16 protein-coding genes and 1 tRNA gene are annotated in these 14949 nt (G+C 65.8%); 13 read left to right on the top strand and 4 right to left on the bottom strand.

Features of this window, described 5'->3' with window-relative positions:
• The first annotated feature begins 85 nt into the window (after nucleotides 1–85).
• Complete coding sequence (locus AKI39_RS01640) at nucleotides 86–2272, top strand: NEL-type E3 ubiquitin ligase domain-containing protein (protein ID WP_066631834.1); 2187 nt, start codon at nucleotides 86–88, stop codon at nucleotides 2270–2272.
• A gap of 6 nt (nucleotides 2273–2278) precedes the next feature.
• Here AKI39_RS01640 and AKI39_RS01635 read toward each other — a convergent pair whose 3' ends face one another.
• Complete coding sequence (locus tag AKI39_RS01635; protein WP_066631833.1) at nucleotides 2279–3241, bottom strand: helix-turn-helix domain-containing protein; 963 nt, start codon at nucleotides 3239–3241, stop codon at nucleotides 2279–2281.
• Between the two features lie 211 nt (nucleotides 3242–3452).
• Between AKI39_RS01635 and AKI39_RS01630 the strand changes: the two genes are divergently transcribed.
• The 4 genes from AKI39_RS01630 to AKI39_RS01615 all read left to right on the top strand — a co-directional run bounded on the left by AKI39_RS01630 (nucleotide 3453) and on the right by AKI39_RS01615 (nucleotide 6652).
• On the top strand, nucleotides 3453–4172 hold the full coding sequence (locus AKI39_RS01630; protein ID WP_066631832.1) for a hypothetical protein: 720 nt from the start codon (nucleotides 3453–3455) through the stop codon (nucleotides 4170–4172).
• Nucleotides 4169–5464, top strand: coding sequence for an MFS transporter (locus tag AKI39_RS01625; protein WP_066631831.1), 1296 nt, complete (start codon nucleotides 4169–4171; stop codon nucleotides 5462–5464). Before AKI39_RS01630 ends, AKI39_RS01625 begins: the two co-directional genes overlap by 4 nt.
• 90 nt (nucleotides 5465–5554) lie before the next feature.
• Nucleotides 5555–6295 (top strand): YqcI/YcgG family protein, encoded by a 741-nt coding sequence (locus AKI39_RS01620; protein WP_066631825.1) that lies wholly within the window; start codon nucleotides 5555–5557, stop codon nucleotides 6293–6295.
• Nucleotides 6296–6307: 12 nt separating this feature from the next.
• A complete protein-coding gene (locus AKI39_RS01615) occupies nucleotides 6308–6652 on the top strand; it encodes a cupin domain-containing protein (RefSeq protein ID WP_066631822.1) in 345 nt (114 codons plus the stop codon).
• Nucleotides 6653–6793: 141 nt separating this feature from the next.
• Here AKI39_RS01615 and tam read toward each other — a convergent pair whose 3' ends face one another.
• On the bottom strand, nucleotides 6794–7573 hold the full coding sequence (gene tam / locus AKI39_RS01610) for a trans-aconitate 2-methyltransferase (protein ID WP_066631821.1): 780 nt from the start codon (nucleotides 7571–7573) through the stop codon (nucleotides 6794–6796).
• A gap of 91 nt (nucleotides 7574–7664) precedes the next feature.
• Here tam and AKI39_RS01605 point away from each other — a divergent pair, with 91 nt between their 5' ends.
• From AKI39_RS01605 to yddG, 5 genes are all read left to right on the top strand, one after another.
• A complete protein-coding gene (locus AKI39_RS01605; RefSeq protein ID WP_066631819.1) occupies nucleotides 7665–8402 on the top strand; it encodes a GntR family transcriptional regulator in 738 nt (245 codons plus the stop codon).
• Nucleotides 8403–8418: 16 nt separating this feature from the next.
• Nucleotides 8419–9279, top strand: a complete 861-nt coding sequence (locus tag AKI39_RS01600; protein WP_162493858.1) for a sulfite exporter TauE/SafE family protein — start codon at nucleotides 8419–8421, stop codon at nucleotides 9277–9279.
• Complete coding sequence (locus tag AKI39_RS01595) at nucleotides 9276–9593, top strand: DUF1634 domain-containing protein (RefSeq protein WP_066631812.1); 318 nt, start codon at nucleotides 9276–9278, stop codon at nucleotides 9591–9593. Before AKI39_RS01600 ends, AKI39_RS01595 begins: the two co-directional genes overlap by 4 nt.
• Before the next feature lie 71 nt (nucleotides 9594–9664).
• Nucleotides 9665–10162, top strand: coding sequence for a DoxX family protein (locus AKI39_RS01590; RefSeq protein WP_201258541.1), 498 nt, complete (start codon nucleotides 9665–9667; stop codon nucleotides 10160–10162).
• Between the two features lie 219 nt (nucleotides 10163–10381).
• Nucleotides 10382–11260: an aromatic amino acid DMT transporter YddG gene (gene yddG, locus AKI39_RS01585; RefSeq protein WP_066631811.1), complete on the top strand. Its 879-nt coding sequence runs from the start codon at nucleotides 10382–10384 to the stop codon at nucleotides 11258–11260.
• A 109-nt stretch (nucleotides 11261–11369) separates the two neighbouring features.
• Here the strand turns inward: yddG and AKI39_RS01580 are convergent.
• Nucleotides 11370–11446: transfer RNA gene (locus AKI39_RS01580), tRNA-Pro, on the bottom strand.
• Nucleotides 11447–11461: 15 nt separating this feature from the next.
• Entirely contained in the window at nucleotides 11462–12427 is a 966-nt protein-coding gene (locus tag AKI39_RS01575; protein ID WP_066631810.1) for a polyprenyl synthetase family protein, read from the bottom strand.
• 423 nt (nucleotides 12428–12850) lie between these two features.
• Here AKI39_RS01575 and rplU point away from each other — a divergent pair, with 423 nt between their 5' ends.
• The 3 genes from rplU to obgE all read left to right on the top strand — a co-directional run bounded on the left by rplU (nucleotide 12851) and on the right by obgE (nucleotide 14882).
• Nucleotides 12851–13162 carry a 50S ribosomal protein L21 gene (rplU, locus tag AKI39_RS01570; protein WP_066631807.1) on the top strand — a complete coding sequence of 104 codons (312 nt, stop codon included), beginning with the start codon at nucleotides 12851–12853 and terminating at the stop codon, nucleotides 13160–13162.
• A 31-nt stretch (nucleotides 13163–13193) separates the two neighbouring features.
• The gene (gene rpmA / locus AKI39_RS01565) at nucleotides 13194–13454 is read left to right on the top strand and encodes a 50S ribosomal protein L27 (protein ID WP_066631806.1); all 261 of its coding nucleotides are present in this window, start codon (nucleotides 13194–13196) and stop codon (nucleotides 13452–13454) included.
• 264 nt (nucleotides 13455–13718) lie between these two features.
• Complete coding sequence (gene obgE, locus AKI39_RS01560) at nucleotides 13719–14882, top strand: GTPase ObgE (RefSeq protein WP_066631805.1); 1164 nt, start codon at nucleotides 13719–13721, stop codon at nucleotides 14880–14882.
• The last annotated feature ends 67 nt before the right edge of the window (nucleotides 14883–14949 follow it).

The raw sequence follows: 14949 nt of genomic DNA, 5'->3' as shown, positions 1-14949 counted from the left end.
CAACCATGAGACAACGTCGCAGCCATTGCCGCGCACGGACGCGCACCGGCAGCGCCTTCACGCACGGACAGGAGGCCTGGCGGCCATGACAGCACCCGTTACCGGCATCGGCGCGGCATGGCAGCCGGCGGAATTGCCGCCCCCCATCGCCGAACCGCCCCTGCGCAGCCTGTGGGGCCTGCTCTCGGTCCAGGTCCAGGCCGGGCCCGGCGCGGACGAACTCGACAGCCCGCATCTGGAAGCCGCGCTGCGCATGATCAACGGCACGGAAATCGGCGCCGCCCTGCTGCGCGAGATCGCGACCTGCGACATCCCCGCCGGCGACCGGCCCGTGATCGCGCTGGACGGCCCCGCCGACCCCGGACCCGCCGCGTTCACGGACGATGCCGCGGCCGCCAATCCCTTCCTCATCCATTTCACCGTGGAGAGCCCGCCCTCGTCCCCGGCCGGGACGCCCGCGGACACCGACGACGGCATATACCCCGCCCCCGGCGCGAAGTCCGCCATCGACCTGTTCGTCGACCTGGCCACGTACCTGGCCAGCCGTACCGGACAGCTGCGCCAGGTGACCAGCCTGGGCTACGGCGACTATTCCACGCTGGCCTTCCAGGAACAGCTGGGCAGCAAGATCCCGCAATGGCAATACACCCTGGAAGCCTACGTCCGCGCGCCCGCGCACCCGGATGAAGACCGCGCGACCGTGTGGGAAACGGTCAATCAGTGGTATCAGGCCGGCGATCCGCACCGGCCCTTGCAGCTGCATTCGCTGAACCTGCGCGCATGCCCACCGTTGCGCGAGGTACCCGGGCTGGCCTGGCTGGTACTGGCCGACAACGCGCTGACGGCCTTTCCATCCCTCGATCAACTGCCAAGCACGTTGACGCAGATCGACCTGGCGGGCAACCCCATCGTCACGCCGCCGGATGGCTACGGCGCCCAGCTACGCCACGTGACCCTGGACAAGACCGTCTGCGAAAACACCGCGCTGCGCGGCACCCTGTCGCCGGACGTGGAGCTTGTCGAGGCCGACGCCGACTATATCGAGACTTACACCATGGCTACCCGCTTCGTGACGGAATTTCCCGAAACGATGGTCGACATGCTGCCCGTCGAAGCGATGGAACGCGCGGGGTGGGTCAACGCCGTGATGGCCCCCCTGTATCCCAAGGACATGCTGGAAAACGCGGCCGCCAACTGGTTCGCGCCGCGCTTGCCTGGCGAAGTCTCGCTGGCGCCGACAGACGCGGCGCACGCATGGCGCCACGCACAACAGATCGACGCCAATGGCGCTGCCGCGCTCACCGCGATGCTCGACCGCCTGCACGAGGGCTGGAGCCTGCATCCCGACCCGGCATTCCGCCAGCGCTTCGTCACGCTGTTGGCGAAAATGTGCACTCGGGGCAACGAGGACTTTCTGGAAGAATGCCTGGGCATCGCCCGCGAAGGCGCGTCGTCCTGCGACGACCAGATCCTCTACACCGTGAACAGCCTGCATATCGCGTCCTTGAACGCCGACGTGATGGCAGGCAAGTACGACCTTCGCCTGGTCGAGCTGATGCACCACGCAGAGGACATGCTGAACGTGCATACCCTCACCCAGTTCTTCAGCGACCTGAGGCCGGAACTCGAACGGCGCGCGCGGGAAAAGGACGTGCCCTTCGACGAAGTCGAGCAATGGCTGCATCTGCACAGCCTGCTGCAGCGCGTCGTGCACCTTCCCACCATGCTGTTCAGGATGCAGTTCACTCACCTCTCCGTGGTGAACGATGGCGATGTGCAAGCCGCCCGCGCGGCCATCGCAAACGCCAAAAACACGGGATTCCTGGACTTCCTTGCCTCGTGGTCGCCATTGCAGTCGGTCATCCGGCGCACCGCGCCCCGGCTGGCGGAGCGCGCGGACCGGTGGCGCGATCACATCTACAACCATCGCGGCCGCGTCTATGGCACGCTCGATCGCCTGATGGGAACGGACGGCCAGCTGTTCGCCGCCGGAAACGGGTCCGACATCGCAATTTTCCGCGTCGGCCCCCGCATGTTCCGGACTCGATTCGAACGCCTGGTCGACAAGCGCCTGGCCGCGCACGGACTGGACCGCGGGACGCCGGACGTGCTGCCCCCGGTCTGCCGGGCCGTGGACAAGGACATGCAGGCGCTCATCCGGAAAACCACCGCGCGCGAGTTCCTCAACATGTACGGGCTGAAACTGGAGCAGGCCATCCAGGACATCGACCAGCCGCGCTGGTTCAAGCGGCTGCGCAAGAAAGTTCGCTAGGCGGCGTCAGGCCTGCCGCTTGAACTGCCGGCGGTAGGCGGAAGGCGATATCTGGAAGTTGCGGGAAAAGTGCTGGCGCAGTGACGATCCGCTGCCCAGACCCGCCCGTCCGGCGATGACTTCCAGCGGAAGCTCCGTGGTTTCCAGCAGCTTCTGCGCCAGCCGCAGCCGCTCGGCCAGCAGCCATTCGCTCAGGCTGCATCCCGTCAAGGACAGGAAACGGCGGTTGAAGGTGCGGCGGCTCATGGCCAGGCGTTCCGCCAGGCTGTCGGCCGTGTGTTTTTCCACGATGGTTCCACGCAGCCAGTCCAGCAGTTCGGCCAGGCGAAACCCGGCGCCTTCCGTGGAAAACGGCTGCGGCGGCAGTTGCGCCTGTGCGCCATGGCGATGCGGCGGCACCACCAGCCGCCGCGCGGCGAAATCCGCCACCTTGGCGCCGTAGAGCCCCCGCACGATGTGCAGGCAGCAGTCGATGCCGGCCGCCGTGCCGGCGGAGGTCGTCACATTGCCGTCGTCCACATACAGCACGGAGGGTTCGACCTTGATGCGGGGATACTGGCTGGCGAAGTGGTCCGCCCAGGCGAAATGCGTGGTGGCGCGGCGGCCGTCCAGGATGCCGGCGGCCGCCAGCACGTAGGCGCCCAGGCACAGCCCCACGACCCGCGCGCCGCGCGCGCTGGCCGCCGCGATCGCATCGACCAGGGCAGCCGGGGGGATTTCCTTGGGATCGCGCCAGCTGGGCACCACCACCACGTCCGCCGTCTGGGTGATATCCAGCGAGGGGGTGGTCACCACCGCAAATCCCGATGTGGTGGTGGCCAAGGTGCCGCCTTCGGAGGAGCACACCTTCAGCGCAAACCGCGGCGCCCCCGGTACCCCGCCGTACGTGCCGAATACCGCGCACGGCACCGACAGGTGAAACGCGCTGATCCTGTCGAAGGCGATTACTGCGATGACGGGCGCTTGCATGACGCGGCTAGGTGAAAGGGGACGGGCTTGGGTATTGACCCAATTCTATCGAAAATTGACCGTAAACCGGCGAACCATTTAGTGCGGATGGTCGAGAATTCCGCTGCCATGGGGGAAGAACCGATCCGCGTACCGCGGCGCGAAACGCGCGGGAATACGGGCAGGTTCGAAGAGTATTTCAAAAAAACGATATAGAAGGCAGGGCTGCGCGATGCCGATCAAGCTTCTCTCGAACGGAAAGACCATCACCCTCCGGTCGTTCCCCCGGGCCGAGGATTTTCCGGTCGACGAGCGCGCCGCCACCATGGACGCCTTCAATCGCCTTATCGGCATGAATTGGGATGTCACCGAACCGCACTGGACGCCGACCCACAGTCCTTTCCGTAGCGGTTACGGCCTGGTACTCGTTCTTGCCGACAAGGAGCTCGTCGGGTTTTCGATTTACCAGTACTTCGATATGAATGGCGACCTTTGCCTGTACCGATCCGGTACCGAACTGGCGCCTCCCTACCAGGGCCTGGGGGTATACAGCGATATCACGGACCTGATATTCGCCGAGGCCTTCCGCCAGCGGCCGCATCAGTCGCGGCTGCTGTATTGCTGGCGGACCCGCAATGCCATCGTCGCTTTGGCCAACGCGCGCCGCTGCGCGGAGGTCGTACCCGACCTGCAGGCCGACCCGCCCAAGGAAAACGGCGGCCGGGCCGGCCTGCTGGCCTTGGCGGTGCTGGCCGCCAAGCGGTTGTATCCCGATCGGGTACTGGAACTGCCCGCGCTGGTCATGCGCGACGTCTACGGCCATATCAAGCACCGCAAGCCGACCTATCGCGGCGCCGCCGTGCATGTGGGCAAGCGCATCGCCACGCTGGCGCCCAATTCCACCGACGCACTGTTTTCCCTGGGCGTCGTCCGCCGACCCACATTGTCATGAGCAAGGCCGCCTCGCTTTCCCCGCCATCGCTGCCGCTGGGCAGCGACCGGCCCACCGCACGCGCGTACGCATCCTGGATCCTGATCGCGCTGGCCTATTCCATTGCGTTCATGCAGCGGCTCGCGCCGCAATCCATGCTGAACGAATTGTCGGCGTCGTTTTCCATCGACGGCGCGGGCCTGGGCATGCTGGCCTCCGGCTATTTCTACGGCTATCTGGCCATGCAGATTCCGGCGGGCATCCTGGTCGATACGCTGGGTGTGCGGCGCGTCCTGCTCGGCAGCCTGCTGGTGTCGCTGACCGGCACGGCCTGTTTCGCCCTCGCGCCCACCGTCGCCGCCGCCTTCGCCGCGCGCCTGGTGGTGGCCTGCGGGGATGCGCTGGTCTTCACCGCGATGCTGAAACTGGTCGCCCTGAAATTCAAGCAAAGCCGCTTCGGCCTGATGTCGGGCTTGTCGCAGGTATCCGGCTATCTCGGCGGGGTGATCGCCACCACTCCGCTGGCCTACGCCGTATCGGAACTGGGATGGCGCGAATGCTTCGCCATCGTCGCCTGCGCCGTCGCCGTCAACCTGGGGGCCTCCGCGCTGGTATTCCCCCGAACGGACCAGGCCCCGATGTCGCCGAAAGAACTATTGCCCCGGCTCGGACAGACGCTGCGCCTGTTCCGCAGCCGCCTGCGCAATGCCGGCAGCTGGGGATGCGCCGTCGTTTTCGCGTCGCACTTCGCCTCCGTCACTACTCTATCTGGCGTATGGGGCTTGCCCATGGTCCGGGATACGCTCTCGATCAGCAAGGACCAGGCAAGCACTTGCATCCTGGCATTCCTGGTGAGCAACGTGGCCGGCTCCATCCTGCTCGGCCATTTGTCGGACCGCGTCCGCAACGTGCGACGCGCGCTGCTGTGGAATTGCCTGCTGCGCGCTGCGATCCTGCTTACCTTGCTTCCGGCATTGCTGGCATCGCTAGGCTATGTATACGCCATCGCGTGCTTCAGCGTCCTGGGCTTTGTGGCCGGCGGCACCGTACCGCTGGTATTGAAAGCGGTAAGAAAGCTGTACTCCACCGAAATGATCGGCATCGGAGCATCCTTCAACACCACGCTGGCTGGCATTACGGCCGCGTTGGTGCAGCCGCTTATCGGATCCCTGCTGGCCGCCTCGGCCACGGGCAGCCCCGGCCACTTGTCCTACACGGCGCAGGGCTATACCGGATTCGTTCTCTTCATGGCGGCCGTCTCGGCCCTGGGCTGTATCGGCGCGGCGGCGATGCGCATGACGCAACAAGCTTAGCCCCCCTCATCGTGCCGATGCGGCATCACGCCGCGCGCGCGTCATGGCAAGTCGATTCATTTCCCTCCACCTGAATGGGTAGACAAAGCCGTGAATGACTATCTAAGCCGTTCCCAAGTCCAGCAACGCCACACCGGTGGCACATGGCAAGCCATTCTTTTCCAGGAACTGGCCAGCACGCTCAACAGCGATACGCGGGCCTTTCCCTGCATCTTCGGCGTCGCGGGATATCGCGCCGACCAGCTGCGCTATCTTTTCCTCGATGAAGACGACATCGAAGGACTGGCGCGTAACCTGCGCGCCTATGTCGCCGCGTCGCGCAGCTACGGCCCCAACACATCGCTGGTCGTGTTTTTCCGCCCCCGCCCGCTGCTGCCGCTGGAGGCCTATCGCGCCAAGTTCTGGGCCCTGCTCGGCCGCCTGGCCTCGCTGGACGACGTGGAATGGCCGGCCGATATCCCGGCCGAACTGGATTCGCCGCATTGGGAGTTCTGCTTTGCCGGCGAACCGATTTTCGTCGTATGCAATACGCCGGCCCACGTCCAGCGGCAAAGCCGGCGCTCCAGCTCTTTCATGATCACCTTCCAGCCGCGCTGGGTCTTCGACAATATCCTGGGCACGCAGCGTTCGCGCAATGCCAGCGTCGCGAAGGTGCGGGACCGCTTGGCCACCTATGACATGATTCCGCCGTCGGGGGACCTTGGCGCCTACGGCGATCCCTCGAACCGGGAATACAAGCAGTACTTCCTAGGCGACGACAACCGGCCCGCCACGGGTTGCCCGTTCCACGCCATGCGCGCTGCCGACCTGGCATCCGAAACCGAAATCTGAAGCGAGGACAGCATGGAAGTGATCAAGGGATTGCTTGGCGACATCGATCTGGCGGCCGGCCTGCGGGCGCTGCTGCCGCGGCAGGGCTGCATCGAGGTGCAACGCGACGCCCCCGGCAAGGAACACCCCACGCACAGCCACCCCACCGACGAAACGTTGATCATCGTGGACGGCGCGTTGACGGTTTACGCCAACGGCGTCGACTACGTGTGCAGGAAGGGAGATGTCATCGACCTGCCGGCGGGCACCGTGCACGGGTCCACGGCGTCGTCGGAAGGCGCGATCTACCTGATCGCCTTCGAACGGCTGGCGCCGTCCATCAAGGAACGCGCCGGCCAGTATTGCGGCGCCTGGTAGCGGCCCGGCCAACGTGCGGCCGCCGCATGAGGCCGCACGCACCGCCGCTGATCCGCCATTGGGCCCGGGTCGGCCATTGGCTGCCCCAGCCGGCCATTGCCGTCCAAGCCGAGGCAGCCCGGCGCCGCCCGGGATGCCTGCTCAACGTGTCGCGACGATGAAAAGGCGTGGAAAGGGCAGCAGGACGGAACCGTCGGCCAAGGGGGGGTGCGTCTGCTCGACCAGCGCGGTGTAGCGGGCCAGGTAGGTTCGCCTTTCGTCCTCGTCCAGCGGGTCCAGGAAGGGCCGCAGCGCGCTGCCCTTGAACCATTCGACGATGGCCACAGGCCCTTCCTTCAGCACGTGGTAATAGGTGGTGCGCCAGATATCCACGCGGCGGCAGTGCGGGGCCAGCAGCTCGTAATACCATTGCGCCGGCCGCAGCGCGGTACGCGCCTGGCTTACGTCGCTGAGTTTGTCGGCCCAGGGGCCGTCCGCCGCCAGCTCCCGCATCATGCGATGCGGCCTTTCCTCCATCGTGTCGGGCATCTGGATGGCCAGGCTGCCGCCTTCGGCCAGGTTCGCCACCAACGCGGGAAACAGCGTTTCGTGGCCCGGCACCCACTGGAACACAGCGTTGGACAGGATGACGTCGTAAGTCGACGGGGCCTTCCAGGCATGGATGTCCGCCACCTCGAAATGCACCTCGGGCATGCGCTTGCGGGCGGCGGCGATCATGTCGGCCGAGCTGTCCAGCCCGGAGACCCGGGCGGACGGAAAGCGCTGCGCCAGCACTTCGGTGGAATTGCCTGGACCGCAGCCCAGGTCGATGACCTGGCGCGCCTCGGCCGTCGGCACGGCGGAAAGCAGATCACGCACGGGGCGGGTGCGCTCATTCTCGAACATCAGGTATTGCTTGGAAGACCACTTGTCCTGGGCCATGGCATGCTCCCGTTACAAAGGAACTTCGATGATACCCAACCGTGGCTTGCAAAGACTTGACATCATGACATCATGACGTCACGATGTCGCCATGGAAAACCTGCCCCACGGCACGCCCCTCTACGCCCAGGTCGAAGTCGCCCTGGCCGCCGATATCGCCGCGGGTGAGCTCGCCGCCGGCACCCAGCTGCCCTCGGAAGACGCGCTCATTTCCCGTTTCGCCGTCAGCAGGACGACCGTACGCAAGGCGGTGGAAAACCTGGTCGCGCGCGGCCTGGTGGAAATCCGCCGGGGCAAGGGTACCTTCGTCACCGATGCCCGCATCCAGCAGCAGTTGACCGAGCTCAGCGGTTTCGTGGAAGACATGCTGGCATTGGGACGCCACCCCACCGCGCGGGTATTGGGCAAGCGCATCGTGCCGGCCACCGACGCCGTGGCCGAACAACTGGCCCTGTCCGCCGGCACGGAGGTCTACCGCATCGAGCGCGTGCGGCTGGCCGACGGCGTCCCGCTGTCCCTGGACGAGACCTACCTGCCCCTGGCCATCGGCGAAAAAATCGTCCGCCACGATCTGGAAGCCGAGCCGATCTTCGCCTTGCTGGAAGACAAATACGACCTGCCGCTGGTCGAAGCCCGCTATCAGCTCGAAGCCACGGTGGCCGACAGGCGTGTCGCCCAGGCCCTGGACGTTGCCGTCGGGGCGCCCATCTTCCTGATCGAACGCACGTCGTATTGCGCGGGGCCCCGGCCCATCGACTACGAGAAGCTGTATTACCGCGGCGACCTGATCCGGTTTTCGACACTGCTGCGCCGCCGCCCGCGCGGCTGATCCCGGGATGCCCGCCATGATCGGCTCGGAATTTCACTGGCTCTTCCTGGCGGCATTCTGTGCCAGCGCGTTCGGCGGCGCGCTGGGCATGGCCAGCGGCATTTTCATCGTTCCCATCCTGACGCTGCTGTTCGGCCTGGATATCCGCGTGGCGATCGGCGCCAGCATCGTTTCCGTGATCGCGTGCTCCTGCGCCAGCGCGGCGCCATTGCTGCGGGCGCGCCTGCCCAATGTGCGGCTGGCCATCGTCCTGGAAAGCGCCACGACCCTGGGCGCCTTATCCGGGGTATGGCTGGTGGGGTCCATCCCGACGGCCTGGCTGTATGCGCTGTTCGCGCTGATCCTGGCGATATCGTCGCGGCAGATGCTGGCCCGGCGCACCGTGGTCCTTTCCGCCGGGCCGGTGGGCACGCGCGGGCTGGCCGACCGCCTGCGCCTGCACGGCAGCTATAGCGACCCGGCCTCCGGGCACAGCACGCCGTACCGCGTGGACCGCGTGCCGCTGGGCCTGGGCCTGATGTACGGCGCCGGCATGATCTCAGCGCTGCTGGGCATCGGCAGCGGCGTGCTGAAGATTCCCGCCATGGACGGCGCCCTGCGGCTGCCGCTGAAGGTCTCGTCCGCAACCTCCAACTTCATGATCGGCGTGACGGCCGCCGCCAGCGCCGCCGCCTATTTCGCCCGCGGCGACATCGACATGGCCATCGCCCCACCCGTCATGCTGGGATCGGTGGTCGGCGCCTGGGCCGGCGCCCATGCCATCGTCAAGGTGCCGGGCGACAAACTGCGCATCGCCTTTATCGCGGTGCTGATGCTGCTGGCGGTCTGCATGCTGCTCGCCGCCGCGGGCGTAACGCTGCCCGGGGCTGCCGGATGACGGCGCCCACCTCCAGCGCACCACGCCAGGAAACGCTGCTGGGATGGCTGCTGCGCCTGGGCACGTGGGCGGCTTGCCTGCTGGTGGCGGGCGGCGCCTTGGCCGGCCTGCCCGCGCTGTCCGGCTATCCGGCATGCGCGGCGATCGCCGCCCTGGACCTGTCCCGCATCGGCATCGCCGTGTTGATTCTGCTTCCCATTGCGCGCGTCGCGTTGATGCTCGCCCTGTTCCTGAAGGAGCGCGACTACGCGCACATGGCGATCGCCGGCCTGGTGCTCGCCATCATTGCCGCGGGGTACTTCGCCGCCCGATGAGTCGCCCGGCGTCCCACCGCGCACGCAGCCCGCCGCGCGAACCGCGGCACATCGATGTAGAGGTAGCACGCATGAACCTGTCCTTGCTCGCCCGCAAATTCGCCTTTTCCCCCTTGCCCATGGCCCGCGATCTTTATGCGATTCCACTGCGGCTGATCGTCGGGTTCGGATTCATGCAGCATGGCTGGGCCAAGCTGGCGCGCGGACCGGACGACTTCATACACATACTGCACGCGATGGGCATGCCGCTGGCGACGCTCGCGGGATGGGCCACCATCATCGTGGAACTGCTGGGTGGCCTGCTGATCATGCTGGGCGCATTCATTCCCGTGGCGACCGTCCCCATGGCGGCCGTCCTGATCGTCGCCATCGTCAGCGTGCACCTGCCCAATGGATTCAGCTCGATCAAGCTGCAATCGTTCGGCCCCCATGGCGCGCATTTTGGCCAACCGGGCTACGAAACCGACCTCCTCTATCTGGCCGGACTCGCCGCCTTGTGCGTCGGCGGCGCGGGCTTTCTTTCCGTGGACGGCTGGATGCGGCGCAAGCTGGCGCACCGACCGGGTTGACCGGGCTTTTTGTGCCGATCGCTCCGATCATCGGTGCGGCCTGGCTCGCATGCTCGGTGCGCCTGGATACAGGCGTCGTCCGCGCGATGCCGGTCACGAAGACCGTACCGCATGGCCGCCGCGTGAGATGGCCGGAGCGGCGGCCCCGATCTTCGCGAAGAGGGTTATCGCCGTTCTCGTTATGATGCCCGCGGCCATGGAAGATCTGGACGTGAGGATATGACAAGGAACCGGGCGACGTTGATAGGCCTGACGGCGGTGGTGCTATGGAGCACCATCGTGGCGTTGATACGCGGCGTGGCCGAGGCCATGGGGCCGGCGGGCGGCGCCGCGATGATTTATACGGTGGGCTTCATCCTGCTTTGCACCACCATGGGTTTCCCGCGGCCGCGCGCTTTCCCACGCGCCTATCTATATGTGGGCGGCGTATTGTTCGTTGCCTACGAGTTGTGCCTGGCCCTTTCCCTGGGTTATGCTACGAGCAGCCGCCAGGCCATCGAAGTAAGCCTGGTCAATTACCTGTGGCCAAGCTTGACGATCCTGTTCGCCGTTGTATTCAACAAGCATAAAGCCAGCGCGCTGATCATCCCCGGTGTGCTGCTGGCTTTCATCGGCGTGTGGTGGGCGCAGGGCGGCGCACAAGGACTGGGCCTCGCCGGCACGCTCGCCAATGTCCGCGGCAACCCGCTCAGTTATGGCCTGGCCTTCGCGGGCGCGCTGATATGGGCGGCGTATTGCACGGCGACGGCCAGGATGGCCAATGGGAAGAACGGCGCGACGCTGTTCTTCGGGCTTACCGCGCTGGCGTTCTGGATCAAGTACCTGGGCGGCGCCGATACGGCCATGCACCTGGACGTCAGCGTCGCGGTGCAAATCGCGCTGGCCGGCGCCGCCATGGGCTTCGGCTATGCCGCCTGGAACGTCGGCATCCTGCACGGGAACATCGCAGTGCTGGCCGTGGCGTCCTACTTCATTCCGCTTTTCTCTTCGGCGCTGGCGGCTGTCATGCTCTCCGCGCCGCTGGCCGCGGGGTACTGGAATGGCGCGGGCATGGTGTGCGTGGGATCGCTGCTGTGCTGGCGGGCGACGCGATCATGAACGTGATGTGCCGGGAGAGCGGCGGCATCTGCGCTGAACCGACATCCACAATAGAAAAGAGCCAGATCAGCTAACCACTGATCTGGCTCCGGGTATTTGACCACTTGAGTGGTCGGGGCGAGAGGATTCGAACCTCCGACTCCTGCGTCCCGAACGCAGTACTCTACCAGGCTGAGCTACGCCCCGTTATCGATCTACAAGCTATCGATCGCGGTTTACCGCGAAAGCGCAGAATTCTAGCAGGGATTGCTGATAAACGGAAATCGGATAGCCGGCCAGTGCTTGGCGCGCCAGTTCGGCTTCCGCGCGTGCGGCTTCCATGGCGTGGCTCAAGGCGTCCGTGGCTTGTATGGCGGCAGCGACGGCCTCGAAGTCGGCGTGTCCGGTTTCGATGGCGGTACGCACCAGTTCGCGTTGCGCGGGCGTACCGACTTCCATCAGGCGTATCAGGGGCAATGTCGGCTTGCCTTCGCGCAGGTCGTCGCCCACGTTCTTGCCGAGCGCGCCGGCATCGCCGCTGTAGTCCAGGACGTCGTCGACCAGCTGGAACGCCGTGCCGATATGGCGTCCGTACGCGGCGGCGGCCTGTTCCTGTTCCGGCGTGGCGTTTGCCAGCACCGCGCCTACCTGGGCCGCGGCTTCGAACAGCTTGGCCGTCTTGTAGCGAACCACTTGCAGGTAGCGGTCCTGCGAAACGTCCGGGTCGTGCACGTTCAGCAATTGCAGCACTTCGCCTTCGGCGATGACCGTGGTGGCCTGCGACAGGATGGCCATGACGCGCATCGAGTCCACATCGACCATCATCTCGAACGAGCGCGAATACAGGTAGTCGCCCACCAGCACGCTGGCGGCGTTGCCGAAAACCGCGTTGGCCGTCTGGCGCCCGCGCCGCAGATCGGACTCGTCCACCACATCGTCATGCAGCAGGGTCGCGGTGTGGATGAATTCCACGACCGCCGCCAGCGTATGGTGATGGATGCCGGTATACCCCAGGGCACGCGCCACCATCAGCAGCAAGGCGGGGCGCATGCGCTTGCCGCCGGCACCCACGATGTAGTCCCCGATGGTACGGATGAGCACAACGTCGGAATTCAGCCGGGCCCGGATGACGGCGTCGACCGCCTTCATGTCGTCGGCAACAGGGGCAATAAGCTCGGGGAGATTCAAGACGTATCCGGTGTGGGAAGACGAGCGGCAAGCTCATGTCGCGGGCCCGCGCCCGCCATGCAAGCCGGCCGGGGTCGTGCGAATTATACGGTGTCACTTTGACGAAACCGCGCTGCCGCGGGCGGCCGCCATCCCGCGGGAGGGTTCTCCCGGCCACCGGTGCGGCAAGCCGCTCCTCCACAACGAAGGGGACAACCGTCTTCCACGACGGTGCGGCGACAACACCCCTTCGGCACGAATGAGGCCACCCGCGCCGGGCGACCGTGCGGCGGCCGCCATCCGCGACCTCCGCGGGCCGCCGCCACCACCGCCGCAACACGTAACTCGTTGCCCTGCCATGACTTTTTGACATTGGCCACCGGCCGGGCTAGAATCATGAGTTCAGCGTTTTACGCGCTGGATCACCCTTATAGGAAATTACCCATGTACGCGGTCATAAAAACCGGCGGCAAGCAGTATCGTGTCGCAGCCGGCGAAAAACTCAAGGTAGAACAGATACCTGCTGACATTGGGCAAGAAATCACCCTGGACCAGGTTCTGTCCGTGGGCGAAGGCGACCAGCTGAAAGTTGGCACGCCGATCGTCGCGGGCGCCGTGGTCAAGGCGACCGTTCTTGCGCATGGCAGGCATGACAAGGTCACGATCTTCAAGATGCGCCGTCGCAAGCACTATCAGAAGCATCAGGGCCACCGTCAAAACTACACCGAAATCCGCATCGAGGCCATCACGGCCTGACGCGCACCGGTATCCATAGCAGGAGCTAAACATGGCACAGAAAAAGGGCGGCGGCTCTACGCGGAACGGTCGCGATTCAGAATCGAAGCGACTGGGCGTCAAGGCCTACGGCGGTCAACAGATCCCGGCCGGCTCGATCATCGTGCGTCAGCGCGGTACCCGTGTCCACGCCGGCGTGAACGTCGGCATGGGCAAGGACCACACGCTGTACGCGCTGGTCGACGGCAAGGTGCAGTTCGGCACCAAGGGCGCGCTGAGCAAAAAGACGGTATCGATCATCGCCGCCGAATAAGCGCGCGATTCCTTATCCGCACCACGAGAAAGCCCTGTCGCGTGCGGCAGGGCTTTTTTTGTGGCCGGGCGGCCCCAAGACAAAAAGGCCCCTCCCGGGGGCAGCAAGCCGACTCGTCGGCGCAGCGTCGGGGCAACATGCATCGCCGGGCAGCCCCAAGACAAAAGACCTGGGGCGAGCAAGCCGACTTGTCGGCGCGGCGTGGCCGCTTTTATCCTTTAATAATCTCAAAACCGGAATCGCGCGGTATCGCGCATCGCCATCATGAAATTCGTCGACGAAGCCACCATTGAAGTCATTGCCGGCAAGGGCGGCAACGGCGTGGCGAGCTTTCGCCGCGAAAAATTCATTCCCAAGGGCGGGCCGGACGGCGGCGATGGCGGCCGCGGCGGCAGCATCATCGCGGTCGCCGACCGCAATATCAATACGCTGATCGATTTCCGCTACGCGCGCCTGCATCGGGCCCGCAACGGTGAAAACGGCCGAGGCTCGGACCAGTACGGCGCCGCCGCGGCCGATATCGTGCTGCGCGTGCCCGTGGGCACCATCGTGCATGACGCCGATACCGGTGAACAGCTGTTCGACCTGAGCCGGCACGGCCAGGAAGTGGTGCTGGCCGCGGGCGGCCAGGGTGGCATGGGCAATCTGCATTTCAAATCCAGCACCAACCGCGCGCCGCGCCAATGGACGCCGGGCAAGGAAGGCGAGCAGCGGCGTCTGCGCCTGGAATTGAAGGTGCTGGCCGATGTCGGCCTGCTTGGCCTGCCGAACGCAGGCAAGTCCACGCTGATCAGCAAGATTTCGAACGCCAAGCCCAAGATCGCCGACTATCCCTTCACGACTTTGCATCCCAACCTGGGCGTGGTGCGCACATCTGCGGCACGCAGCTTTGTCGTGGCCGATATCCCCGGCCTGATCGAAGGCGCGTCGGAAGGCGCCGGCCTGGGGCACCTGTTCCTGCGCCATCTGGCGCGCACGCGCGTGCTGCTGCACCTGGTGGACGTTTCGTCGCCCGATCCCGAGGCCGACCCCATCCCGCAGGCGGTGGCCGATGCGCGCGCCATTGTCGAGGAACTGCGCCGCTATGACCAAGACCTGGCGGCCAAGCCGCGCTGGCTGGTATTGAACAAGCTGGACATGGTGCCCGCCGAGGACGCCCAGGCACTCAAGGCCCGCTTCTGCGAGCAATTCGACTGGTCCGGCCCCGTTCACACGGTATCCGGGCTGACGGGCGAGGGCACGCAAGACCTGATCTGGGCGTTACAGGATTACCTGGACGAGGAGCGGCGCAAGGAGCAGATCGCACAGGACCAGGCGGACGGCAGCTATGTTGCCGAGGATCCGCGTTTCGACGACACGCGCTCGGCGGCCGATCCGCGCCCGGACGACACGCGGCCGGCCGCGGATCCGCGCAGCGGCGACGAATAAGCCATAATCGCAATCCACCGCGGCGCGATCGCGCGGCGCCCCATTGCCCGCCACCCGTATACGTTCC

The sequence above is a fragment of the Bordetella sp. H567 genome (assembly GCF_001704295.1).
Classification (GTDB): domain Bacteria; phylum Pseudomonadota; class Gammaproteobacteria; order Burkholderiales; family Burkholderiaceae_B; genus Bordetella_C.
Note: the sequence above shows the minus strand (reverse complement) of the source record. Positions and strands in the feature narration are given on the sequence as shown.

Bases quoted from the DNA above. Each gene is read 5' to 3' on its own strand.
- AKI39_RS01640 (WP_066631834.1), top strand. From the start codon at position 86: ATGACAGCACCCGTTACCGGCATCGGCGCGGCATGGCAGCCGGCGGAA.
- AKI39_RS01635 (WP_066631833.1), bottom strand. From the start codon at position 3,241: ATGCAAGCGCCCGTCATCGCAGTAATCGCCTTCGACAGGATCAGCGCG.
- yddG (WP_066631811.1), top strand. From the start codon at position 10,382: ATGACAAGGAACCGGGCGACGTTGATAGGCCTGACGGCGGTGGTGCTA.
- rplU (WP_066631807.1), top strand. From the start codon at position 12,851: ATGTACGCGGTCATAAAAACCGGCGGCAAGCAGTATCGTGTCGCAGCC.
- AKI39_RS01615 (WP_066631822.1), top strand. From the start codon at position 6,308: ATGGAAGTGATCAAGGGATTGCTTGGCGACATCGATCTGGCGGCCGGC.
- AKI39_RS01605 (WP_066631819.1), top strand. From the start codon at position 7,665: ATGGAAAACCTGCCCCACGGCACGCCCCTCTACGCCCAGGTCGAAGTC.
- AKI39_RS01590 (WP_201258541.1), top strand. From the start codon at position 9,665: ATGAACCTGTCCTTGCTCGCCCGCAAATTCGCCTTTTCCCCCTTGCCC.
- obgE (WP_066631805.1), top strand. From the start codon at position 13,719: ATGAAATTCGTCGACGAAGCCACCATTGAAGTCATTGCCGGCAAGGGC.
- AKI39_RS01625 (WP_066631831.1), top strand. From the start codon at position 4,169: ATGAGCAAGGCCGCCTCGCTTTCCCCGCCATCGCTGCCGCTGGGCAGC.
- AKI39_RS01630 (WP_066631832.1), top strand. From the start codon at position 3,453: ATGCCGATCAAGCTTCTCTCGAACGGAAAGACCATCACCCTCCGGTCG.
- rpmA (WP_066631806.1), top strand. From the start codon at position 13,194: ATGGCACAGAAAAAGGGCGGCGGCTCTACGCGGAACGGTCGCGATTCA.
- tam (WP_066631821.1), bottom strand. From the start codon at position 7,573: ATGGCCCAGGACAAGTGGTCTTCCAAGCAATACCTGATGTTCGAGAAT.
- AKI39_RS01600 (WP_162493858.1), top strand. From the start codon at position 8,419: ATGATCGGCTCGGAATTTCACTGGCTCTTCCTGGCGGCATTCTGTGCC.
- AKI39_RS01595 (WP_066631812.1), top strand. From the start codon at position 9,276: ATGACGGCGCCCACCTCCAGCGCACCACGCCAGGAAACGCTGCTGGGA.